This is a genomic window from Flavivirga eckloniae (assembly GCF_002886045.1).
Taxonomy (GTDB): Bacteria; Bacteroidota; Bacteroidia; order Flavobacteriales; family Flavobacteriaceae; genus Flavivirga; species Flavivirga eckloniae.
In genome coordinates this window covers 1913434-1936816 of sequence record NZ_CP025791.1, presented here as the reverse complement: position 1 = coordinate 1936816, position 23383 = coordinate 1913434, and the positions used below count along the sequence as shown (strand labels likewise).

Genomic DNA, 23383 nt, shown 5'->3' with positions numbered 1-23383 from the left:
TGGGCGTAAATGGTGATTAAAAGCATTATAATTGATGACGAAGTTCATAATCTGGAAAATTTAAATGGATTATTAAAAGAAAACTGTCCAGATGTAGAAGTTTTAGCCATGGAGTCATCTGTCGAAGCAGGTATAGAAGCGATAAAGAAGTTGCAACCCGACTTAGTATTCTTAGATATTGAAATGCCAACAAAGAACGGTTTCGATTTGTTAGAGTCTATAGGTGAAGTTAATTTTGAAGTCATTTTTGTTACCGCTTACAGCAAATATTTTCTTCAGGCTATTAAATCCTGTGCGCTAGATTATATAATGAAACCAGTGTCTATAAAAGAATTAAAAGATGCAGTATCTAGAGTAGCCAGGGTCGTTTCAGATAAAAAAGAAAATCAGAAATTAAAAGTTTTAGTTGAAAACTTAAGCAGTATAAACCAACCTAAAAAAATAGCATTACCAACTGCAGAAGAACTTTATTTTGTATTGATTGATGATATTGTGAGATGCAAAGGAGAAAACAATTATACAATGTTTTATTTAACAAATGGAGACTCTATATTAGTATCAAGAACATTGAAGGAGTGGGATGATATGCTATCTTCACATCAATTTATCAGAACACACCAATCGCATTTAATAAATAGTATTCATGTAAAATCTTTTGTAAAAAAAGATGGAGGATATATTTTAATGAATGATGGTAGTATAGTTAATGTTTCCAAACACAAAAAAGAGCAAACGCTAAGCAAGTTGGCTTACCTAAAATAAAATTCCGAATTCTAGTCGAAGAAGTAGTAATACTAATTTAATGATACTAATGGCTCATTGTTAAACAAGAAGTACCCTCTTGTGTTATAAGTTTGTTTTGTGACAAATTAAGAAATAAACAAAGTCATTAACAATTAAATCTATTAGCAACTAGCATGAAGAAAAACATTGTTTTCCTATTTTTAGGAATGTTATGCGCCTCAGGTTTCGCACAGGGAACCATAGAGAAAACCGAATTCCAATTTTTAACTTTTAATCAAAGTAAAGATAGTTCCATGCTTCCAAAAGAATTGGAGGGGAGCTGGATGTTGGCAGATGGAAGCAATCGATGGGATTATGGTTTTTACCCCGAAAATGCTATCGTTGATAAAGCAGTTTGGAACTACAATTCTGTTGATATAAGTGAAAAAAAGTATACCATTACTTTAGAGAGAAAGGGACAATTAAAGGTAGTTCATGCTGTACTTAATAAAAATGGTCAGGTAGATTTTGATCTTGATCCAAGGGTGTTAAAAACATACAGCACAGAAAGAATATACAACCCCGAATACAAATCTTTAAACAACGATAGATATACCGAAGCAGATATAAAACATGGTTTTACTACGTATTCTGGCTATATAAAGAACTTTGCAAAAGAGAATAAAAGCAATAGGAAAACCGGATCGATCAAGGTTTCTAATGTCTTTACCGGTAGTTCAAAGTCTCATGTCATTGAAATAAAAAAGGACGGTAGTTTTTCGATTAAATTTCCTGTACCCTGCCCAACACATATTCTGGTTGAAATACCATATAACGGATACCATCTTGTGTTTGTTGAACCAGGAAAAGAAGTCTTTCATTTAATTCATAAAAATAATTCAAAATTTATGGAGGATGGAGCACAGGTAAATTCAGGTTTAAATTTAATGAAATCGATCATGCCGTTTTCAGGAATAAGGGGTATAGGAGAAATGCCTCCAGAAGATTATAAAAGAAAGTGTTTTGAAAACGCTAAGAAGTTAACCAAACAGATGGATTCTATAACTCAAAAACAATTTATCTGTAATAAGGCTTTACAATTAAAGAGGTTGCATATTGAATTTACGCCCCTATTTTGGGTTACAAACTATGAAATTAAGAGATTTGGTTTTGGTAAAAGAAATGAGTTGATTATAAAAGATGAAGCAAAAAAAATACCCATAAAGGAGTTTAAAGTAGACGATACTTATTATCATGATATCTTGGAAAATGTATTAGATAATAAAATAGCTGTATTGTCCAGAGTATATTATGATCTAATTTTTAGACTTAAATTTTGTAAAGCTATTAGAGAACATAGAAGTAAGCCATTTGAAGAACTGTTGCAAATGGCAGAAGCAAGACAAGATAATATGGCAGAGTTTTTAAACGTAAAGGACTGTTTTATGTTAGATTTAATTACGTGTCAAGGTCATACCAGAAATCCTTTAAAACTTAATCCATATACAAATGCAGAGTTAAAAAATATAAAAAGAGAGATCAAGACACCTTTTTTGTCAAATTATTTAACTTTTTTAAATGATAATATAAAAGAAGAAATTGAAGTTGCCAAATCTAAAAATAGGCAGACTGAGTATGCAGTAAACAAAGTGCATGATGATGAAGTATTTCAAGCAACGTTTGGAAAATATAAAGGTAAAGTAGTTTATGTTGGTTTTTGGAGAACCTATTGCGGTCCTTGTTTAACCGGAATGGAAAGAATTAAACCTTTAAAAGAAACTTTGAAGAACGAAGATGTGGTGTTTTTGTATATAGTAGAATCAGGATCTGACGAAAAAACATGGAAGAAATTAATAGCAGATATTGATGGAGAGCATTTAAGGGTTTCTCATGATGAATGGGCTTATCTGGCATCAAGGTTTGGTGTTGCATACTTCCCGCACTATGCGCTTATTAACAAAAAAGGCGAAATTGTAAACCCTCAAATGAAGTTCAATCCTACCAACGATGAATTAATGAAAATTTTTAAAAGCGAAATGTAGGAGTAGCTTTTTCTTTTAGAAATAATATAACTAACGTCAATTCGATTTAAAACAAGCACATTTAAACGATAAATCCACTAATAATGTTACTTGTCATCTTGCAGACGAAAGGATCAACCTGACACTTAGATGTCATATTTTGATATTCAGCATAATAATTTTACACTTACATCGAACTCAATTTAATATAGAATGTGTTAAAGATATTATAAAACATGAAAAATCAGCCTTAAAAGATAGGGGTAAAGAGGCTGTGGTGAATATTACTGTATACGTAAGAAATTTAAGAATAAAGCATAAGGAAGAAAATAAGTTCAAAATAAAGTCAAGTAATTACTAATAAATTCATCAATCATGAAAAAAAGCCTCATAATCAATCTGCTACTACTATTGGTATGCCTTAATGCGTTTTCGCAAAAAGTAATTGAAAATCCAGATTATGGATATAGTACAGTTCCTGGAAAATTAACCAAAATAGAGATTTTAGAAGATACCACAGTACTCCATTTTCACATTAAATACAGACCGGGGCATTGGATTTTTATACCAAAAGAAACTTTTATAAAAAATGTGGATTCTGATGAAAAACTCTTCGTCACAAAAACAGAAGGCATTCCTTTCGCCGAACGCTATTATATGCCAGAGTCCGGTGAGGTAAATTATAAATTATACTTTCCAAAACTGGACAAGTCAATTAACGAAATTGATTTTGGAGAAGCCAATGAAGGAGGAACGTGGTTTACTTACAGTATAGTAATTAATGAAAACGATGGTGTTTTAAGAATGCCCAAACCACTTAGGGGAAATTGGATGTTAACCGATGGAAGTAATGACTGGCATTATGGATTCTATTCGAAAAAAGCCATTATAGATAAACAGGTTTGGTATTATAAGTCGATAAAAAAGAAAGGAAAAAAGTATACTATAATTTTAGAAAAAGGAGATCAAGCTAAAACAGTTTATGCAAAAGGCCAAAAAAATGGAAGAGTTGCATTTGGTGAAAGTCCAAAAACCTTACAGAATTATAGTCTTGAAAAAATCTACAACCCAGATTACAAATTGGCTAATAATAGCGAGTATGAGGCACCAGTATTAGATTTGAAAACAACAAAGTATTCGGGAATTATTAAAAATTTTACGGCAGACGCCGGGCAAAAAACAGCGACTTTATATGTTAATAATACCTTTTTTGGACGTCAGGATTCTCATTTAATCAAAATTGCAGATGATGGTAGTTTTTCAGTAGAGTTTCCAATTACACATGCGCTAAGCATATTTGTACGCATGCCAAGTGGTGCTTTTACGGTTTTTGTAGAACCAGGTAAGGAAACATTCCATTGTATTGATGGTAAAGAATCCTTTTTTACGGGCGATTGTGCCCATGTAAATTCAGACTTACAAGCTTTAAAGTTTATAAACTATTATAATCATCAGGAAGCTAGAAAAAATATTAGAGTAACTTCACCTGAAGATTATAAAAAAATGTGTCTGGATGTAAGAGATAAAGAACTAAAAGCACTTGAAGATTATGCCAGTAGCCACTTTGTAAGTGCCAAAGGATATCAGCTTAAAAAACTCGACATTGAACTTAAGGCATACCAGAATGTTCTTGATTATAGTATGTTGAGAAGAAGTTTAAAGTACCAGAACAAAAAAGCAAAATCGGAAGATAAGAAAAAGCCTTTTAAAGAATTTTGGGTTAACAAAAGTTATTATGATTTTCTTTCTGAAGATATAATAAACAATAAACAATTCTTATTAACTGGCGAATATTATTTTTTTGTAAATAGATTAATTTATGCAGAAATCTTCGAAACTCAACTATCTGCTGAAATAACTTTAGTTGAATTTGCAGATTGGCTGCAAAAAAACAATAAGGAACTTACTGCAGAAGAATTGGAGATGATTGAAATGAGCAAACAAATAGAAACGCCTGAAGTAATGAAGAAGAAAGAGCTTTTTAGAAAAACTCATGGCAAAGTTGAACAAGCGTTTTATAAAAAGCACCAGAAGCAAACAAAGGCTTATAAAGATTATGTAAAAGAAAATAATTTGAAGCCTAAGCATAGTCATTTTCTTTTAAATATAGTTGAGTATTTAAAAGACAAGGAAGAAACATTATCTGATGAAGAATTGAAAATGATTGAGGCTCTTAAAGTTATGAAAACCAAAGAAGAATATGAAAGAGACCGTGTGTTTGATGAAGCATACGGGAAAGTAAGGGGACAGTTTTATGAAAAGTATTTACAACATTATTCAGATATGAGTAGTGATAGATATTACTCTACTAGATTTAACAAGATTAAGTCTTTTTTGGGTAAACCTGATGGGCTTCTTCTATACGATATAATAAGAATGCAAGAGGCTATGAAGAAATTGAATGATTATAAAGTATATACTGGAGATGAGTTAGCTGTGATACAAACTGAGTTAAAAGATCCGTTTCTAGCAAAGTATTTGGATCTAGAGAATGAGAAGGTTAAACGCGAAATTGAATTAAACAAAACAAAAGGAGGTTATACGGTTAATAAGGTTAATAGAACAGAAGGAGATGAGTTATTCGATGCTATGCTTGAAAAGTTTAAAGGCAAGGTTGTTTACGTTGATTTTTGGGCAACATGGTGTGGGCCTTGTAAATCAAGTATAAAAAAGATTAAGCCACTTAAAGAAGAAATGAAAGGTGATGATGTGGTATTTTTATATATAACAAATCAAACTTCGCCTAAAAATACCTGGAAAAATTCAATAGCTAATATAAAAGGAGAGCATTATAGAGTAACTGCAGACGAATGGAATTACTTAACAGAGAAATTCAATATTTCAGGAATCCCACACTACGTATTGGTTAATAAACAAGGCCGAGTGGTAAACCCTAAGGTGGGGCATAAATCTAATAGAGAACTAAAAACCATTTTTAAAGCAGAAATACAGAAATAGCTTGTATGATAATTACACTTTTATGAATGATTTAAGTCTTTTTTAAGAAAATTTATATAAGTACTAATTTATCTTCGTAGGGTGTTTTTTTAACTATAGTATTTTAAAAAAGCAATAATTATTCATCATCAAGTCCCTGTTAAAATGCGGAAATTAATTTTTTGCTCGATATTGTTATGTGTAACCGTATCCTTTTCTCAATCTAAAGCTTTTAAAGTCTCTGGGGTTTTGATCTCTGAAGAAGAAAGCCTTCCGTTAGAATCTGCTACGATACATTTAGAACGAGTAAAAGATAGTTCGGTGGTTACCTATACCATTTCAGATAGGCATGGTAAGTTTTCTTTAGAAGATAAATCTAGCGATGAGAATTTGAATCTATTCGTATCTTTTGTTGGATATAAAACATATACCAAGACCATCAACCTAAAAAAGAAGGAAATTAATTTAGGTGTCATTAAATTACAAACAGATACCGATGCGTTGGAAGAGATTGTTATAACCTCCAGGGCACCAATTACTATTAAAAAAGATACGCTTGAATTTAATGTAAAATCCTTTAAAACCAAAAAAGACGCTAATGTTGAAGATTTGTTAAAGGTCTTACCCGGTGTAGAAGTAGATGAAGAAGGAAAAATAACAGTAAATGGTAAATCTGTAAGCCAGATTCTTGTAAATGGTAAGCCTTTTTTTGGAAGCGACCCAACCATTACCACTAGAAACCTAACAAAGAGTATTATTGAGAAAGTACAGGTGGTTGATACAAAAACAAAAGCTCAGGCATTTTCCGGAGAACGGGGAGATGGAGAAAATAAAACAATAAACCTTACTGTAAAAAAGGAAAACAATAAAGGTGTTTTTGGACGGGCTTCGGCAGGAGGAGGAACAGATGAAAGGTATGAGTTTGCAGGGATGATTAATCGTTTTGATAACGACCAACGGTTTAGTGTATTGGCCGGAGGCAATAATGTAAACTCTCCTGGGTTTAGTTTTGGAGAAATAAGAAAAATGTTTGGTGGAGGCAACTCTATCAGTTTTTCAGGTGATGGTTCTTTTGATGTAGGAGGACGATCGTTTGGAGGCGGACAAGGTATTACCACCTCTAATAATGTTGGTGTAAATTTTGCAGATAAATTGGGAGAGCAATTAGATTTAGGATCAGACTATTTTTATGCAAGTAGTAGTTCAGATAATGTAACAATTACAGAGCGCGAGAATATATTACCAGATTCCAGATATTTTACTAATTCAGATTCTAGATCATACAACGATAACGATAGCCATAATGCGAATATGGCATTCGATATTAAAGTCGATTCTACTTTATTAATAAACATTGCTCCTAGATTTAGCCAAACAAAAAATAAAACCGTTTTTTACAGAGATGAAAATTCTAAAGACGAATTAGGAGTATTGACCAACGAATCAAATACCGAGTCGCTTGTTGAAACTATTGGTAAAAGTTTTAGTAACAATATAGAAGTTACAAAGCGTTTTGGTTCAAAAGGCGCTTACCTGAGGTTGAATATAGACAATGAGATTAGTAACAGGGAAAGTGATGATTTTTTATCTTCTAAAACGAGCATATATGGAGATAACCCTAATGAGATTATTAGAGACCAATTTACAGAAGGAACCAATAAATCTAATAATATTAATACTGGTATAAATTATAACCTACCAATAATAGCCAAGGAATTATTTTTAAATTTAGGGTACCGATATAGCCGAAATAAACAGGAAGATAAACAAAGTACATTAGACAAAGATGATAATGGGGCATATACGGTTTTTAACTCAGATTTAAGTACGGATTTTGAATACATAAATGAAATACTAAGACCGGAATTATCCATTAGATATAGAAACAAAAAATGGTCTGCTCGATTTAGAACCAGTTATTTGTTTAGAAATCTGGAAAACAAAGATGTGTTGAGACCAGAGTTTAGTATTAAACAAAAGTTCGAAGCTAAGGAGTTAAGTTCTAATTTCGACTATAGGTTTAGTCCTAAATCATCAATGTATATGGGCTATAACCTAAGTAACAATCCACCACAGTTAAGGCAGTTGCAAGCATTTCAAAACGTTTCAGACCCCTTAAATACAATAATCGGTAATCCAAATTTAAAACCAATCACCAACCACAGGGTTCACTTAAATTATCATGCTTTCGACTTTCAAAAAGGAACGGGGATTTACTCTTATTTTAGTGCCAATTTTACAAACAATCAGGTGGTTTCTAATACAATTGTAGATGAAAACTTTGTTAGAAAAACAACTTACACAAATGTAAATGGCAACTATACAATTAACGGGAATTTAAGTTTTAGAAAAAGGTTTAAGTTAGACTCGCTAAGAACCTTAAGATGCGGTGTCGGCTTTGGCGGAAATAAAAATAGAAGTATAAATTATAATAACGGAGTGCAATATGCGGGCAATGTAACATCAATATCTCCTAGAGTTAATGTTACGTTTTTATGGAAGGATGTTGTGGAATTTAGACCACAGTATCAGGTTAATTTTACTAAAAATACCTACGATATCGATTCCTTTGAAGATAGAGAGTTTCTTTATCATTCATTTCGATTAGGAACAGCAACCTTTTTACCTAAACATTTAGAATGGAGAAATGACATACAATACGATTACAACCCAAATATTGCTGACGGTTTTCAAAAAAGTTCCTGGTTTTGGAATGCTGCTTTGGCCTATTCTTTAATGAAAGATAAAGCAACAGTAACACTAAAAGCTTACGATTTATTGAACCAAAATACGAATGCAAGACGAACTGCAAATCAGAATTTTATACAAGACTCTCAAAGCACGGTTTTACAACGGTATTTTATGTTAAACTTTAGTTGGAAATTTAATAGTTTAGGTAAAAAAGGAGAAATAAGGGAAAGAGGTTTTCATGTGTTTTAGTTTACCAGCCACCTGATGCGCCTCCACCTCCGCCGGAACCGCCTCCAAATCCACCACCAAAACCACCGCCTGATGACCATCCTCCACCAGAACTTCCGCCCCAACCACTGGATGATTTTCCAAAGCTACCACGTCCCATATTACTTAAGATAATAGCTTCTAGTATATCAGCAGCGGCAGACCTATTTCCTTTATTACTACCGCCGCCGCCACGTTTATTCTTGGATATTGAAATGAGAATAACAATAAAAATAAAAAAGAATATAAATATAAGCCCTACAGGAAAGCCTTTATTAGATGATTTACGGGAACCTTTATATTCGCCTTTTAATACTTCAAAAATAGCATCTGTTCCTCTATTTAAACCACCATAGTAATCGTTTCGTTTGAAATAAGGGATTATATCACTTTCTATAATGCGTTTAGATAATGCATCTGTTAAAAGATGTTCAATACCATACCCCGTGTTTATTCCTATTTTTCTATCGTTTTTGGCTAATAATATCAATATGCCATTGTCTTTTTTGGCTTGCCCAATACCCCATTCATCCAGCCATTGAGCTCCTAAAAAATTAATATATTCTCCTTCTGTAGAATTAATAATAGCTACAACTATTTGAGTAGAAGTAGTGTCAGAATACTTTCTAAGTTTAACCGCTAGTTCAGTACTGTCTCTTTTTGAAAGTAACTTAGGACTGGTATAGTCGTATACAAAAGTTTGCTTTTTATCTGAAGGCTTTTTAGGTATTTTAAATTGAGCAGAAGTAGTCCCTAAAACAAAGAGTGAAAGGAACAAAGAAATAATAATGTTTTTGTGTTTTGTAGGTAACTGCATTTCTTTAATCTTAACCTTTTGAAATTTCATTTGGGAGCTCATCGATGTCCGAATCTGTATAAGGGAAATACTGTTTTAGTTGTTCTCCAGATTTTAAGACGCCTTCAATCAATCCTTGTTTAAAATCCCCTTTTTTAAAATGGAATTGTATTATGTCTTTGGTGCTATCCCAAAAATCGCTTGAAACAGCATCGTTTATACCTTTATCTCCATAAATAACAAAGGCTTTGTCTTCAATGGCTACGTAAATTAGCACTCCATTTTGAAGCCTGGTGTTATCCATCTTTAAGGTATGAAAAAGTTCTAAAGCACGATTAGTGGCATCTCCATTTGAGGTTTTTTCAATATGAACTCTTATTTCTCCAGAAGTGTTTAGTTCAGCCTGTCTAATAGCCTCAACAATTTCTTGTTCTTCGGAAGGAGTAAGAAAATCTTCAACTTTCGACATTAAAATTCAACTTTAGGGGCATTTTCACTGCCGGGAGCACTTTTGTATCTTGGCATTTCTTCAAAGCCAAATAGACTAGCTAATATTTTTCCTGGGAATTTTTTAATATACTTATCATATATATTTACAGTACTATTATAACGATTACGTTCAACGTTAATTCTATTCTCGGTGCCTTCTAATTGAGATTGTAATTCTAAAAAGCTTTTATCAGCTTTAAGCTCAGGATAGCGCTCAACTGTTAAAAGTAATTTAGATAAAGCTCCACTTAAACCCTGTTGCGCCTTTTGAAATTGTGCTATTTTTTCCGGTGATAAATCATTAACGTTAATTGTTGTTTTTGTAGCTTCAGAACGTGCTTTAATTACGCCTTCAAGAGTTTCTTTTTCATGTGCTGCATATCCTTTTACTGTAGAAACTAAGTTTGGTATTAAATCGGCACGACGTTGGTAAGCACTTTCAACATTAGACCATGCGGTTTTTGCATCAGCTTCATATTCAACAGCCGTATTATTAAATCCTTTTCCCCAAGAGTATAGACCAATAGCTAGAATTCCTATAACGATCCATGGTAAAAATTTTTTCATGATAAATGAGTTTATATGATTTGTTAATGGTTAGATTACTTGTAAGACACCTAATGTTTAAAAAAGTTACACAAAGGCATGCGTTTTTTATCAATAGCAGTGAATTTTAAAGATGCTGCTTTATTTTAATCAGTTGGTTTTTCACGCCTTCCAGTTTGCTTATAATTTCAAAATTAGAAAGTGTTTCCTTTTTACCTTCTTTTAAATGAATTTTTGCTCCATCAAGCGTAAATCCACGTTCTTTAACAAGATGATAAATAAGTTTTAGGTTCTTAATGTCTTCTGGAGTAAACTTCCGATTTCCTTTAGCATTCTTTTTAGGCTTTAATACATCAAATTCCTTTTCCCAAAAACGAATTAAAGACGTATTAACATCAAAAGCTTTGGCGACTTCGCCTATACCATAATATCGTTTTTCGGGTAAATCTATATGCATTAATCCAGAGATTGATTTTCTAAAGAGGCATGCTCTAGTAATTTGTTAAATTCTTCAGCAGTTAAACTACCATAGTAGAAGTTTATAGGATTTATACGTTTACCATCTTTAAAAATCTCGTAGTGTAGGTGAGGTGCTTCAGAACGTCCTGTGCTCCCCACAAAACCAATTAAATCACCACGCTTAACCTTTTGATTCTTTTTCACATTATATTTATATAAATGTGCATATAAACTAATGTATCCAAAACCATGATCAATTCGTATATGTTTACCATAGCCACTGGATCCCGAATCGGCGCGAACAACTTTTCCATCACCACTAGCATAAATAGGTGTGCCTCTTGGAGCGGTAAAATCCATACCCCAATGCATTTTTCGAGCCTTAGTAAACGGATCCGATCGCATACCATAACCAGAAGCCATTCTAGTTAAGTCTTCGTTACTTACAGGTTGTATAGCCGGAATAGCAGCTAAAATCTTTTCTTTTTCCTCTGCTAAGACAGCAATTTCGTCAAGCGATTTGGATTGCACTACAATTTGTTTTTGTAGTATATCGATACGTTTGTTACTTTCTATAATTAATTTAGAATTGTCGAAACCTTCCAAATCCCGATATCTGTTTATTCCTCCAAAACCAGCTCTACGCTGTGCTTCTGGAATAGGATTAGCTTCAAAATAAACACGATAAATATTATTGTCCCTGTCTTCAATATTTGCTAAAACAGTTTCAGCTTCGGCCATTTTTTTATTAAGCAATTCAAACTGTAACTGCATATTGTGCAATTCACGTTTTAAAGCCTTCTCCTTAGGAGATTCTATGTACTGACTGGCAATAAAAACAAAGATGAAAGCAAAAAAAGCACAGCCTAAAATAAAGAAGGAGGCATACTTAAAAGTAGTTCTTTTTTTTCGCTCTATTTTTCGGTAGGAGAGCGATTCGGGATCGTAATAATATTTTACCTTACTCATTTCTTAAATTATACTATTTTTGCAACTAAATTTAAGTAATAGAAATCACAGCATTTAATATGCAAACGAGCAAACCTACAAAAAAATTATCATATTCATTTACGATTCTTTTTCACTGAAGGTTAACGATATCTTAAATTTAAGATAAATTAAGAGGTAAATATAAAAATTGTTTCTTATTAAAAAGAATTTAAAAGAAACAAGATTTAACAATAATAGATGAAGTCACAAGATATACGGTCTAAGTTTTTAAGTTTTTTTGAAGAAAAAAAGCATAGTATTGTTCCATCCGCACCTATGGTTTTAAAGGACGATCCTACTTTAATGTTTGTAAACTCGGGGATGGCGCCTTTTAAAGAATACTTTTTAGGGAATGCACAACCAAAGAACAACCGTATTACAGATTCCCAAAAATGCTTACGTGTTTCTGGAAAGCATAACGATTTAGAAGAGGTGGGGTACGACACATACCACCATACACTTTTTGAAATGCTGGGTAACTGGAGTTTTGGCGATTATTTTAAGAAAGAAGCCATAGCATGGGCTTGGGAATTATTAACCGAAGTTTATGGCATCGACAAGGACATATTATATGTTACCGTTTTTGAAGGGAGTGAGGATGCCGATAATCTTCCAATGGATACTGAAGCTTACGATTTTTGGAAGCAACACATTGCAGAAGACCGTATTTTAAAAGGAGATAAAAAAGACAACTTCTGGGAAATGGGAGACCAGGGGCCTTGCGGGCCTTGTAGCGAAATACATGTAGATATTCGCTCTGCAGAAGAAAAAGCAAAAGTTCCCGGAAAGGAATTGGTTAATCAAGACCACCCGCAAGTTGTAGAAATTTGGAATTTGGTTTTCATGCAATACAATCGTAAGGCAAATGGTAGTTTAGAAAACCTTCCAGATAAACATATTGATACCGGAATGGGCTTTGAACGTCTGTGTATGGTGTTACAAGGCGTTCAATCTAATTATGATACAGATGTTTTTACACCTTTAATTAGGGAAATAGAAACAATTACTAAAAAGAAGTATGGTAAGGTTGAAAACGTAGATGTTGCTATTCGTGTTATAGCAGATCATGTGAGAGCTGTGGCATTTTCTATAGCAGACGGCCAACTACCGAGTAATACTGGCGCTGGTTATGTTATTCGTAGAATTTTACGAAGAGCAGTGCGTTATGGTTTTACGTTCTTAAACAAAAAAGAAGCTTTTATTTATAGGTTAGTGGATGTTTTGAGTAAGAAAATGGGAAATGCTTTTCCAGAATTAAAGGCTCAAAAGCAGCTTATTGAAAATGTTATAAAAGAGGAAGAACAGTCATTTTTAAGAACCTTGGATCAAGGTCTTGTACTATTAAATAGAATTGTAGAAGAAACGAAAAATGATACAGTTTCTGGAGAAAAAGCTTTTGAATTGTATGATACATATGGTTTTCCAATAGATTTAACCGCGCTTATTTTAAATGAAAAAGGATTAAAACTCGATGAAAAAGGGTTTGATGCTGAACTTCAAAAACAAAAGAGCCGTTCGCGTGCTGCCAGTGAAGTATCTACAGACGATTGGACTATTTTATTTGATGATGCTGAAGAAGAGTTTATAGGTTACGATTCACTTGAGGCTCAAGTTAAATTAACCCGATACAGAAAAGTCGTTTCTAAAAAGGATGGCGAAATGTATCAGTTGGTATTTAATATAACGCCATTTTACCCAGAAGGAGGAGGCCAGGTAGGGGATAAAGGATATTTGGAAGATACACGTGGTGATGTTATTTATATTTTAGATACTAAGAAAGAAAATAATGTAATCATTCATTTTGCTAAAAACTTGCCAAAGCATGTTGAAGAAACGTTTAAAGCAGTTGTAGATTCCAAACAACGGTATAGAACAGAATGTAATCATACAGCAACCCATTTATTGCATCAAGCCTTAAGAGAGGTTTTAGGAACCCATGTTGAACAAAAAGGAAGTGCGGTACACTCGAAGTATTTGCGTTTCGATTTTTCTCATTTTTCAAAACTAACAGTTGAAGAATTACGCGATGTAGAAAACTTTGTAAATGCTAGAATAGAAGGGAAGTTACCATTAGTAGAAAAGCGTAATACGCCTAAAGAAGAAGCGATAGCAGATGGAGCTATGAGCTTGTTTGGTGAAAAGTATGGGGACACCGTTCGTTCTATCCGTTTTGGTCAATCTATCGAACTTTGCGGAGGAACACATGTAAAGAATACAGCAGATATTTGGCACTTTAAAATAACATCGGAAGGTGCGGTAGCAGCTGGAATTCGTCGAATAGAAGCCATTACCCATGATGCCGTGAAAGATTTTTATTTTGAAAACAACCGTACGTATTTCGAAATAAAAGATTTACTTAATAATGCAAAAGAGCCAGTAAAAGCTATACAGAGCCTGCAAGAAGAAAATACAAATCTTAAAAAACAGATAGAAGCTTTATTAAAGGATAAAGCTAAAAATATTAAAGGTGAGCTTAAAAATGAATTGCAAGATATTAATGGAATTCAGTTTTTAGCAAAAAAGTTAGATCTGGATGCAGGAGGCTTAAAAGATGTGGCTTTTGAACTGGGAAGTCAGTTTGATAATTTGTTTCTCTTATTTGGAACCGAACAAAAAGGAAAAGCACTCTTGTCTTGTTACATCTCAAAAGAGTTAGTGGCTAGCAAGGAATTAAATGCAGGGCAGGTAGTTAGAGAACTTGGAAAGTATATCCAAGGCGGTGGTGGCGGACAGCCATTTTTTGCTACTGCTGGTGGTAAAAATCCAGATGGAATTGAAGAGGCTTTGGAGAAGGCTAAGAGTTATTTGAATTAATCGATTTATCTCGCAGAGTTGCAAAAGGCGCAAAGTTTTATGAAAATAAAAGAACAGCTTTTTTGAAAATTATTTAGCTACAAAAATAGTTGATTGCTGTTACCATATTCATGTTGAATTAGGTTCAGGTTTGTTAAAGTCTGTATTATGAAGAAATTTTATATTCTGAGTTAACAGGACAGGGTTTTTTAGTAGAGCGCCAAAAGCAATTACCTGTTGTATGGAAAAATAAAAAACTGGATTTAGGATTTAGAACCGATTTAATTGTTGAAAACAAAGTAATTATTGAAATCAAATCAGTGCAGGAAATTCATCCTGTTCACCCAAAACAATTGCACACCTATTTAAAATTAACAGGTTTAAAGCTTGGATTGCTAATTAATTTCAATAGCCCTCTAATAAAAACAGGAATAACCAGAATAGTAAACGGTTTATATTAGCACAAACTTTGTTTCTTTGCGACTTAGCGCCTCCGCGAGAAATAAAAATAGTATTTAGTAATAAAAAATACTTTTAGTGTCAGCGAGAAAACAAATGAAACTACAAACAAAAATACCATTAGAAAAACTGTCTAAAAACCTAATAGACTATAACTCTAATGTGTTATTAGTAGGTTCGTGCTTCGTAGAAAACATTGGAGGGAAATTAGATTATTTTAAATTTCAAAATACTCAAAATCCGTTGGGCATTTTATTTCACCCAAAAGCCATTGAAACTTTAGTTTCCGATGTCATAAATAAAAAGTTATATACAGAAGAAGATATCTTTTTTCATAACGAACAATGGCATAGTTTTAAAGCGCATTCAAAATTGAGTAATACCTCCAAAGAAGATTTGTTAAATGATTTAAATACTACTATTGAGTCAACAAATCAACAAATTCAAAAGGCTACACATATAGTTATTACTTTAGGTACAGCTTGGGTATATCGTTTTGAGAAAACCCAAAGCATTGTTGCTAATTGCCATAAAGTTCCACAAAAACAATTTACAAAAGAATTGCTTTCGGTTAATGAGGTTTATACATCAATAAAGACCATTGTAAGCTTTATAAGAACGTTGAATTCTAAGGCGTCAATCATTTTTACCGTATCTCCAGTACGTCATATAAAAGATGGTTTTATAGAAAACACCCAAAGCAAAGCCCATTTAATAGCCGGAATACACCAATTCTTAAACCAGGAATCATCAAGCGTTAATCATCAATCATTTTATTTTCCGTCTTATGAAATCATGATGGACGAGCTCCGCGATTATCGTTTTTACACCGAAGACATGGTTCATCCAAGTAAAATAGCTATTGATTATATCTGGAATAGTTTTCATGAGGTTTGGATCTCTTCAAAAGCAACTAAAACCATGGAAGAAATAGATGTTGTTCAAAAAGGCATGCAGCACAAACCATTTAATGCAAATTCCGATGCACATCAAAAATTTCTCCAGAATTTAGAGATAAAAAAATCCCAAATTAAGTCTCAATTTTCACATATAGAGTTTAAGTAGTTTAAAATCAATAACTTAAATAATTATTTTTAATTGGTTAAAAATCGCACGAATTGATGATATCGAAAAAGAAAACTCCAATCTGAGATTTTCTTATTGGGAACGATGAATTATATTATTACGGTTTATCTTTTTTAATAACGTTTTGTCGAAAAATTACTAACTCTATTGTTAATATATTGTAGATTTAAAATGCTATTAATCAGTTCGTATTAAAAAACATCAATTCTGCTAATCATTAAAACGATTACAGGTTGGTGTTTTTTTTATTGGTTATGTTGATCTTACAGAATCAATTTTCTTATTATAATAGTTTGGTAATCAGTCAGTTTGTCTTTTTTGTTGTTGCCGTTTGTAATGTCGTAAATAATTGGATTAGAATGTTCAAGGTTATGGAGATAGAAATAACCTTAGTTTAACCTTCTTTTAATATTATATCGAGGCGAACTAGTTATTTTTGACCTGTTGTTTCCGAGTAGTTACAAAGAAAAATTTGTAGTGAAACGGAGACCTATAAAAATGCATTGGTTAGACTTCTTATGTCGAAGGAAACTAATGTTTTTTTGTTTAAATTAGTGCATGAGAAAAATTTTATTCGGCATAATAATTACTTTAATTATACTGTTTTCCTTTAAATACTGTGAAGACAAGGCTCAAGACAAAATAACACTTCAGGAAAACTCTGCATTAATACAAAAACAAATTAAAAATGTTGGAAAACTAGTAGTAACAGAAGGTCATTTTAGTGAGGTTTTTAACTATAAGAATTCCAAAGAGGTTTTTGGCGATTATTTCACGTCAGAAAAAAAAGCATTGGTTGTTGTTAATGCCGAAGTTACCATTGCTTACGATTTAAGTAAAATTGAATTTGAAATAGATGAAGCCAGTAAGACGCTAACAGTTTTAAGCATTCCTGAAGAGGAAGTGAAGATTAACCCAGATTTGGAGTATTACGATATTCAATCAGATTATCTTAACCCTTTTGAAGCTAAAGATTATAACGATATAAAAAGAATAGTTAAAGCGTCATTAAATAAAAAATTGGAAAATTCAGATTTAAAGGCAAATGCCAAAAACAGATTAATAAGTGAACTTTCAAAGTTTTATATTCTAACTAATTCTTTGGGATGGACTTTAAAATACAACGAAAATCCAGTGTCTACGTTAGATGCTTTACAAGGTTTAAAATTATAGCATCAAGACATGGATAAAGTTTCTTTACAAAAAGTTCATAACCTGATAAAACCTTATATTCATAGAACTCCTGTTTTAACATCACAACTATTAAATGCCATATGCGAAGCTGAGGTTTTTTTTAAATGTGAAAACTTTCAGAAAATGGGGGCATTTAAAATGCGCGGCGCAGTACATGCTATTTTAAGTTTATCGGAAGAGCAGAAAAGTAAAGGTGTTGTAACACATTCTTCGGGGAATTTTGCACAGGCATTATCGCTAGCAGCTAAAGGTTTGGGCGTAAAAGCGTATATCGTAATGCCCGAGAACGCCCCACAGGTTAAAAAAGATGCTGTTAAAACTTACGAAGGTATTATTATTGAATGCGATTCCAATATCTACGCCCGGGAAATTGAAGCAGATCGAATTCAAAAAGAAAAAGGAGCAACGTTTATTCATCCATCTAATGATGATGCCGTTATTTATGGACAAGGAACTGCAGCTATCGAATTGTTGGAAGATTATAATAATTTGGATTACATATACACACCTGTAGGGGGTGGAGGATTGCTTGCAGGTACTATTTTAGCAGCCAATCATTTTTCGAATACATGTAAAGTAATAGCAGGAGAACCTGTAGAAGTAGATGATGCTTATCGATCGTTGATTTCTGGACGCATTGAGGAAAACGAAACCTCTAATACCATAGCCGATGGTTTACGAACCTACTTAGGCGACAGAAATTTTCCAATTATTAAGGCTCACGTTGAAGAAATAATACGAGTAGAAGAAAATGAAATTGTTGAGGCCATGAAACTCATTTGGGAACGTATGAAAATTGTAGTAGAACCATCTAGTGCAGTCGCCTTTGCAGCTGTTTTAAAGGATAAAGAAAGAATAAAGAATAAAAAAGTTGGGGTTATAATATCGGGTGGAAATGTAGATGTGTCTAACCTTCCTTTTTAAATAATTATTGTAATTTGTGGCCATGATAGAATCATACGTAAAGCTTACGATTAACAACGAAATTGGGTATATTGAATTCTCTCACCCAAACCGTAATTCTATGCCAAGTGATATTTTGTCTCAGTTGGCTAAAACCATTAAAGAAGCAGGAAACAACAATACTATTAAAGTTATTGTTTTAAAAAGTGGAGGAGACAGAACCTTTTGCGCAGGAGCAAGTTTTAATGAGTTGATAGCTATTGAAGATGCTAAAAGCGGGAAAACATTTTTCTCTGGCTTTGCAAATGTTATCAACGAGATGCGGAAATGTCCTAAGCTTATTATTGGGCGTATTCAGGGGAAATCTGTTGGTGGCGGTGTAGGGTTAGCAGCAGCAACAGACTATTGTATGGCTACAAAATATGCTTCAATAAAACTAAGTGAACTAAGTATAGGTATTGGTCCATTTGTAATAGAACCTGCGGTGACCAGAAAGATAGGATTGCCAGCGATGTCTCAAATGACAATAGATGCTGAAACATTTTTCTCTGCAGAATTCGCGAAAGAAAAAGGGCTATATGCCGATGTTTTTGAAACCACAGAAGAACTAGACGAAGCTGTTAATACGCTGGCTACTAAACTAGCGTCCTATAACCCGGAAGCCTTAGCGAAAATGAAGGCCGTTTTTTGGAAGGATACAGAGCATTGGGATACTTTATTAACCGATCGGGCCAAAATAAGTGGTGAATTGGTGCTTAGTAAATTCACCAAAAAAACCTTGAAACGGTTTCGGTAGTTGATTTACGAGAACCTAATAGTCATATTCATGTGACTTGAGTTTGACTTAAGCTAATCGCTAATATTATCATAATCAGTTTACAAAAGATCCTTAAACATTAACAGTCTGTTTAATAATTTCTAAACCATCATCAATTAAATGACCAACTTCTGGTCTATTTTGTTTTACGGTTTCCAAGTGGTTTAAGATGTTTTTGCAGAGTTCGGTTTTATTCGATTCAAAAGCCAGTTCGTAAAGTTCTACGGATAATAACCAATCATTGGGATGATTCTCCATTAATTCGTCTAACATTTTAGTTCTGGAAATGGTTCTATTCCTATTTTCGCGATAATCTCGAACTTGTTGGTAAAGCATTTCTAACTGAATTTGCTCTTCCGATTTTTTTACATGAATGGTTTTAGTAGATGGCACATGCGTAATTAAATCAAAACTATCTAAATCGGCAGGCCCTGAATATGCAGAAACAATATCTTTACCAATAGCCATATCGTAAATACCCCATTCTGGTTTAAACAATACCGTATCATTATGCGTAACGGTACAATTTTTAAAGCGCACCAATATTATTTTTCCCTGAAGGTTTCTTTTGCCAGTAATAATTTCACCAGAAACTTTCACACCGCCTTCAAACTCTAAAGTAACCGCCTGTTCTTCATAAATATCGTAAGCACTTAGGTCTCTTGGGCTCATATCTTCAATCGCTAAATTTATCCCTTTTAGTTTTCCTATAGGAGATCCAAAACCTTCACTATGAGTATTTGTACCATGCCCAACTAATTCTTTTTCTCTATAAGCTAAAGCTGTTTTGCCGGTTGTTTGAATGTAAATAGGCTTTCTGTCATTTTCTATCACGTTTGTGAAAATTCCGGAAATTTGCAAACCAGTACTTAGTTCTATAGAGCCTAAGGCATTAGATTCAATTAATTTGTTAATCCCAGAAAGTCCGCCCTTACGTAACGCCATGGTATTTGCAAATTCTTCTAATACAAGACTTAAATGAGCAAAATCTGGTGTAACAAAAAGCTGAGGTTGTGGTTTAGTAATATCGAAATTTTTATAGGTTGCCTTAATATCGTAAGGAAGCTTTTCAACCTCATCGGTCATACACCAGGCACTTTCGCCAATAGAGGATAGTAAACCAGCGCCGTAAATTTTCGGATTTTCTAAAGTTCCGATTAAACCGTATTCAACCGTCCACCAATGTAAATTTCTAATAAGCGCCATTTCACTAGGTTCGCCCATGTTTTGTTGTAAATCTTCAACTTTTTTCTCGGCAGCGGCTATGTCGCTCGCTTCAGAATTGGGAGCCTCCTTTATAATAGATAAATATCTAACAGCTTCATATAATTCGTAATCCTTGGCAGACGAAATAGCTTTACAACCAACCTCTCCAAAACGTCTTAAATACTCTGCATATTCAGGATTAGCAATAATAGGAGCGTGTCCAGCGCCTTCATGAATAATATCGGGAGCAGGTGTGTATTCTATATGCTCTAACTGTCTTATATCGCTAGCAATAACCAATACATTATAGGCTTGAAATTCCATAAATGCATTTGGCGGTATAAAACCATCAACCGCCACTGCGGCCCAACCAATGTCTTTTAAAATTCTATTCATACCATACATATTAGGAATGCTATCAATAGAAATACCGGTCTGCTTTAGCCCTTCCATATAAGACTTATGGGCTACTTTACTAAGAAAATCGACATTTTTACGCATTACATAACGCCAAACAGCTTGGTCTATGGCAGAATAATCCTCGTAATCTTGAGGTTTTATAAATTGCATAAGATGTTTGGGTAGGCGTTTTAAAATATCGTTAGATTCTATAAGATTAGACATAATTAATTAAGTATTGGGTTTTGCTTAGTAAAAATACGAAATCTTTAAATAATTGTCGATTTTTTTGTGTTTTTAATAATGCTAATTTAAAGGCTTATTTTAGTATTTTTATATATTTTTAAACCTAAAAATTATGTACACAAGGCGTATATTTCCAGTATTAGGAGTTTTAAAATGGACTCGAAGGCACATTTTCTTATTTATATTTTTAGCTTTAATCCCTGTTTTTTTATTTGATGTGCTAGGTTTAAAATGGCTTCATGTGCCTTGGTTGCCATTAGGCGTCTTAGGTACAGCGGTGGCATTTGTTGTGAGTTTTAAAAACAATGCTTCATATGATAGGCTGTGGGAAGCCCGAAAAATATGGGGAGGCATAGTGAATGCGTCGCGTTCCTGGACGATCATGGTAAAGGATTTTATTAATAACGATCATACCAAAGAGGATAGAACCGAAGAGGAGATGAAAGCTATTAAGCGGGAGTTAGTGCATAGGCATGTGGCTTGGTTAACGGCTTTACGCTATCAGTTACGACAAGACAAACCATGGGAAATGCATCTTAAAGCTGGAAGATCCAATAAAGAGTTTAGAGAAGCGAAGTATAGGGTCTGTGAAGATGTAGAAGATAAAGAAGGCGCTATAAGATCATACCTTTCAGATGAAGACTATAATGAGGTTTTTGCCAAGGGGAATCAAGCATCTCAATTATTAGGAATCCAATCCCGACGATTAAAAGAATTAATGAAGGAGGGTTTAATTGAGGATTTTAGGCATATGGAAATGATGAATATGCTTGTGGAATTCTATACACTTCAAGGCAAAAGCGAACGGATTAAAAACTTTCCATACCCAAGGCAATTTGCAACTCTTAATTATCTATTCGTTTGGATTTTTATTTTATTAATTCCCTATGGGATTATGGAAGGGTTTGAAAGTTTTGGCGAGAAAATCTTGGTTTCATTAAACAAACATGAAGAGCAAACATCACTTATGCATGTGGCTCAAGAAGCCATTGCAAAACACTTTGTATGGTTCTCTGTACCTTTTAGTGCTTTAATCTCATGGGTGTTTCATACTATGGAAGCTATTGGAGAAAATACAGAAAATCCATTTGAAGGAGGGCCTAACGATGTGCCTATTACAGATTTAAGCAGGGGTATAGAAATAGATATAAGACAACTTATTGATGATACCGATATTCCTGAGCCTTATGTTTGGCCAAATGATATTGTGATGTAATAAAAAAAAGCAACTCAATTGAGTTGCTTTTTGGACGTATTTTTAGAGGCACGAATTTTTACTAATAAATATTTCAACCGTAAATGTTAGGTGTTGGTATAAATTCGTGTCTTTTGTTTTTTTTATGGTTGAGCTCCCGGAGGATATTTCGTCATGATTTCGGTTACAAACTCTTTGATACGCGCTTCTTTTTTCTCTGTATTTCTACTTAAATAACCAGTGCCCATACCTTGCCAAACCAATTCCTTTTTATTGGAATCAATAAGATCTATGTATAAAACGCCTTGAGTGCTGGTAGAAACGCTAGGCTGATTCCAACCCCATCCCCAACCGGGTCCAAAGCCTCCCCAACCAGGTCCCCAGGCCCAGCCTGGACCCCAGCCCCAGCCACCAAAACCCCAAGAGTTATTGTAAACGTCTACGCGTTGCTGAGATTTTGTAAAAAGGCTTACTAAAAGATCGGGTTTTTTAGATTTTGTAAAACCTTTAGCTAGCATTTCGGCTTCAATAGCACGAAGGATTCTTCGTTTATCTAAATCGCTAATTTCAGCTTTATCAATACCTGTTTTAAAAAACGCGAAGGTTTTGTATTCTCCAAAATTGGCATTCTTATCATAGTCTGCCGCAACGCGCACAGAACTGCACGAGCTAACCACAATAAGCAATGCTAAAAGTGGTAAAGAGTTAAATAGTTTTTTCATAGCCTTTTATTTTAGTTCATTACACAATTAGCCTTAAAATCATCGATTTTAAGTGTTTTTTAGTTATAACAATATCAATAATCGTACCAAGCCTATGGTACTAAGGGATATAGCATTTCTAGCTATCCTTTGTTTCTGTCGTATCCGTACGGACAGTGTCTGCATCCGCTTTCGCAACAATAGCCCCTTTTTAAATGGTATTGTTCTGTGAAACAGCGGTAACCTTCAGGTGTTAAGTAGTAGTCTCCTTCCTCTATAGGGATTATTTTTTTCATATGATAGCAACCATATTTTTTCTAATCGTCTGCTGCGATTTGCATAAAGAATACCTCAATAGATATGAGAATTCTAGTTATGCTTACATCATTTTAAACAAAGATAGTGTAATTTTAAAAAATTATTTCTCGATACTTGTTGTCAAGATCTTAAAAAAAGTCATTTTTC

19 protein-coding genes are annotated in these 23383 nt (G+C 33.5%); 11 read left to right on the top strand and 8 right to left on the bottom strand.

The window, feature by feature from the left end; translation table 11 throughout:
* Window positions 1–9: 9 nt before the first annotated feature.
* The 4 genes from C1H87_RS08050 to C1H87_RS08035 all read left to right on the top strand — a co-directional run bounded on the left by C1H87_RS08050 (window position 10) and on the right by C1H87_RS08035 (window position 8621).
* The gene (locus C1H87_RS08050; protein WP_102755316.1) at window positions 10–762 is read left to right on the top strand and encodes a LytR/AlgR family response regulator transcription factor; all 753 of its coding nucleotides are present in this window, start codon (window positions 10–12) and stop codon (window positions 760–762) included.
* A 155-nt stretch (window positions 763–917) separates the two neighbouring features.
* A complete protein-coding gene (locus tag C1H87_RS08045; RefSeq protein ID WP_102755315.1) occupies window positions 918–2765 on the top strand; it encodes a TlpA family protein disulfide reductase in 1848 nt (615 codons plus the stop codon).
* Window positions 2766–3119: 354 nt separating this feature from the next.
* A complete protein-coding gene (locus C1H87_RS08040; protein ID WP_102755314.1) occupies window positions 3120–5702 on the top strand; it encodes a TlpA family protein disulfide reductase in 2583 nt (860 codons plus the stop codon).
* A 144-nt stretch (window positions 5703–5846) separates the two neighbouring features.
* The gene (locus C1H87_RS08035) at window positions 5847–8621 is read left to right on the top strand and encodes an outer membrane beta-barrel protein (protein ID WP_102755313.1); all 2775 of its coding nucleotides are present in this window, start codon (window positions 5847–5849) and stop codon (window positions 8619–8621) included.
* A gap of 1 nt (window position 8622) precedes the next feature.
* Here the strand turns inward: C1H87_RS08035 and C1H87_RS08030 are convergent, their stop codons facing one another.
* From C1H87_RS08030 to C1H87_RS08010, 5 genes are all read right to left on the bottom strand, one after another.
* Window positions 8623–9456, bottom strand: a complete 834-nt coding sequence (locus tag C1H87_RS08030; protein WP_102758209.1) for a TPM domain-containing protein — start codon at window positions 9454–9456, stop codon at window positions 8623–8625.
* Window positions 9457–9466: 10 nt separating this feature from the next.
* Window positions 9467–9904 (bottom strand): TPM domain-containing protein, encoded by a 438-nt coding sequence (locus C1H87_RS08025; RefSeq protein WP_102755312.1) that lies wholly within the window; start codon window positions 9902–9904, stop codon window positions 9467–9469.
* A complete protein-coding gene (locus C1H87_RS08020) occupies window positions 9904–10491 on the bottom strand; it encodes a LemA family protein (protein ID WP_102755311.1) in 588 nt (195 codons plus the stop codon). The genes C1H87_RS08025 and C1H87_RS08020 overlap by 1 nt, the downstream gene beginning before the upstream one ends.
* Before the next feature lie 106 nt (window positions 10492–10597).
* Entirely contained in the window at window positions 10598–10927 is a 330-nt protein-coding gene (locus C1H87_RS08015) for a MerR family transcriptional regulator (RefSeq protein ID WP_102755310.1), read from the bottom strand.
* Window positions 10927–11898, bottom strand: a complete 972-nt coding sequence (locus C1H87_RS08010; RefSeq protein WP_102755309.1) for a M23 family metallopeptidase — start codon at window positions 11896–11898, stop codon at window positions 10927–10929. Before C1H87_RS08010 ends, C1H87_RS08015 begins: the two co-directional genes overlap by 1 nt.
* Before the next feature lie 219 nt (window positions 11899–12117).
* On the opposite strand from C1H87_RS08010, the gene alaS reads away from it, so the two are divergent.
* From alaS to C1H87_RS07980, 6 genes are all read left to right on the top strand, one after another.
* Window positions 12118–14733, top strand: coding sequence for an alanine--tRNA ligase (gene alaS, locus C1H87_RS08005; protein WP_102755308.1), 2616 nt, complete (start codon window positions 12118–12120; stop codon window positions 14731–14733).
* 140 nt (window positions 14734–14873) lie between these two features.
* On the top strand, window positions 14874–15173 hold the full coding sequence (locus C1H87_RS08000) for a GxxExxY protein (RefSeq protein ID WP_317048201.1): 300 nt from the start codon (window positions 14874–14876) through the stop codon (window positions 15171–15173).
* A 94-nt stretch (window positions 15174–15267) separates the two neighbouring features.
* A complete protein-coding gene (locus C1H87_RS07995; protein ID WP_102755307.1) occupies window positions 15268–16236 on the top strand; it encodes a GSCFA domain-containing protein in 969 nt (322 codons plus the stop codon).
* 579 nt (window positions 16237–16815) lie between these two features.
* Window positions 16816–17430 carry a DUF4230 domain-containing protein gene (locus C1H87_RS07990; RefSeq protein ID WP_102755306.1) on the top strand — a complete coding sequence of 205 codons (615 nt, stop codon included), beginning with the start codon at window positions 16816–16818 and terminating at the stop codon, window positions 17428–17430.
* Between the two features lie 9 nt (window positions 17431–17439).
* The gene (locus tag C1H87_RS07985) at window positions 17440–18375 is read left to right on the top strand and encodes a pyridoxal-phosphate dependent enzyme (RefSeq protein WP_102755305.1); all 936 of its coding nucleotides are present in this window, start codon (window positions 17440–17442) and stop codon (window positions 18373–18375) included.
* 22 nt (window positions 18376–18397) lie between these two features.
* Window positions 18398–19150 (top strand): enoyl-CoA hydratase/isomerase family protein, encoded by a 753-nt coding sequence (locus C1H87_RS07980; RefSeq protein WP_102755304.1) that lies wholly within the window; start codon window positions 18398–18400, stop codon window positions 19148–19150.
* Window positions 19151–19243: 93 nt separating this feature from the next.
* Here C1H87_RS07980 and C1H87_RS07975 read toward each other — a convergent pair whose 3' ends face one another.
* A complete protein-coding gene (locus C1H87_RS07975) occupies window positions 19244–21001 on the bottom strand; it encodes an aromatic amino acid hydroxylase (RefSeq protein ID WP_102755303.1) in 1758 nt (585 codons plus the stop codon).
* A 133-nt stretch (window positions 21002–21134) separates the two neighbouring features.
* Here C1H87_RS07975 and C1H87_RS07970 point away from each other — a divergent pair, with 133 nt between their 5' ends.
* Window positions 21135–22238: a bestrophin family protein gene (locus C1H87_RS07970; protein WP_102755302.1), complete on the top strand. Its 1104-nt coding sequence runs from the start codon at window positions 21135–21137 to the stop codon at window positions 22236–22238.
* Between the two features lie 122 nt (window positions 22239–22360).
* On the opposite strand, the gene C1H87_RS07965 is transcribed toward C1H87_RS07970, so the two are convergent.
* Both C1H87_RS07965 and C1H87_RS23295 read right to left on the bottom strand, forming a co-directional pair.
* Window positions 22361–22939 carry a DUF4136 domain-containing protein gene (locus tag C1H87_RS07965; RefSeq protein WP_102755301.1) on the bottom strand — a complete coding sequence of 193 codons (579 nt, stop codon included), beginning with the start codon at window positions 22937–22939 and terminating at the stop codon, window positions 22361–22363.
* A gap of 122 nt (window positions 22940–23061) precedes the next feature.
* Window positions 23062–23214, bottom strand: coding sequence for a DUF5522 domain-containing protein (locus tag C1H87_RS23295; RefSeq protein ID WP_158655157.1), 153 nt, complete (start codon window positions 23212–23214; stop codon window positions 23062–23064).
* Between the last annotated feature and the right edge of the window lie 169 nt (window positions 23215–23383).

Bases quoted from the DNA above. Each gene is read 5' to 3' on its own strand.
- C1H87_RS08050 (WP_102755316.1), top strand. From the start codon at position 10: ATGGTGATTAAAAGCATTATAATTGATGACGAAGTTCATAATCTGGAA.
- C1H87_RS08045 (WP_102755315.1), top strand. From the start codon at position 918: ATGAAGAAAAACATTGTTTTCCTATTTTTAGGAATGTTATGCGCCTCA.
- C1H87_RS08040 (WP_102755314.1), top strand. From the start codon at position 3,120: ATGAAAAAAAGCCTCATAATCAATCTGCTACTACTATTGGTATGCCTT.
- C1H87_RS08035 (WP_102755313.1), top strand. From the start codon at position 5,847: ATGCGGAAATTAATTTTTTGCTCGATATTGTTATGTGTAACCGTATCC.
- C1H87_RS08030 (WP_102758209.1), bottom strand. From the start codon at position 9,456: ATGCAGTTACCTACAAAACACAAAAACATTATTATTTCTTTGTTCCTT.
- C1H87_RS08025 (WP_102755312.1), bottom strand. From the start codon at position 9,904: ATGTCGAAAGTTGAAGATTTTCTTACTCCTTCCGAAGAACAAGAAATT.
- C1H87_RS08020 (WP_102755311.1), bottom strand. From the start codon at position 10,491: ATGAAAAAATTTTTACCATGGATCGTTATAGGAATTCTAGCTATTGGT.
- C1H87_RS08015 (WP_102755310.1), bottom strand. From the start codon at position 10,927: ATGCATATAGATTTACCCGAAAAACGATATTATGGTATAGGCGAAGTC.
- C1H87_RS08010 (WP_102755309.1), bottom strand. From the start codon at position 11,898: ATGAGTAAGGTAAAATATTATTACGATCCCGAATCGCTCTCCTACCGA.
- alaS (WP_102755308.1), top strand. From the start codon at position 12,118: ATGAAGTCACAAGATATACGGTCTAAGTTTTTAAGTTTTTTTGAAGAA.
- C1H87_RS07995 (WP_102755307.1), top strand. From the start codon at position 15,268: ATGAAACTACAAACAAAAATACCATTAGAAAAACTGTCTAAAAACCTA.
- C1H87_RS07990 (WP_102755306.1), top strand. From the start codon at position 16,816: ATGAGAAAAATTTTATTCGGCATAATAATTACTTTAATTATACTGTTT.
- C1H87_RS07985 (WP_102755305.1), top strand. From the start codon at position 17,440: ATGGATAAAGTTTCTTTACAAAAAGTTCATAACCTGATAAAACCTTAT.
- C1H87_RS07980 (WP_102755304.1), top strand. From the start codon at position 18,398: ATGATAGAATCATACGTAAAGCTTACGATTAACAACGAAATTGGGTAT.
- C1H87_RS07975 (WP_102755303.1), bottom strand. From the start codon at position 21,001: ATGTCTAATCTTATAGAATCTAACGATATTTTAAAACGCCTACCCAAA.
- C1H87_RS07970 (WP_102755302.1), top strand. From the start codon at position 21,135: ATGTACACAAGGCGTATATTTCCAGTATTAGGAGTTTTAAAATGGACT.
- C1H87_RS07965 (WP_102755301.1), bottom strand. From the start codon at position 22,939: ATGAAAAAACTATTTAACTCTTTACCACTTTTAGCATTGCTTATTGTG.
- C1H87_RS23295 (WP_158655157.1), bottom strand. From the start codon at position 23,214: ATGAAAAAAATAATCCCTATAGAGGAAGGAGACTACTACTTAACACCT.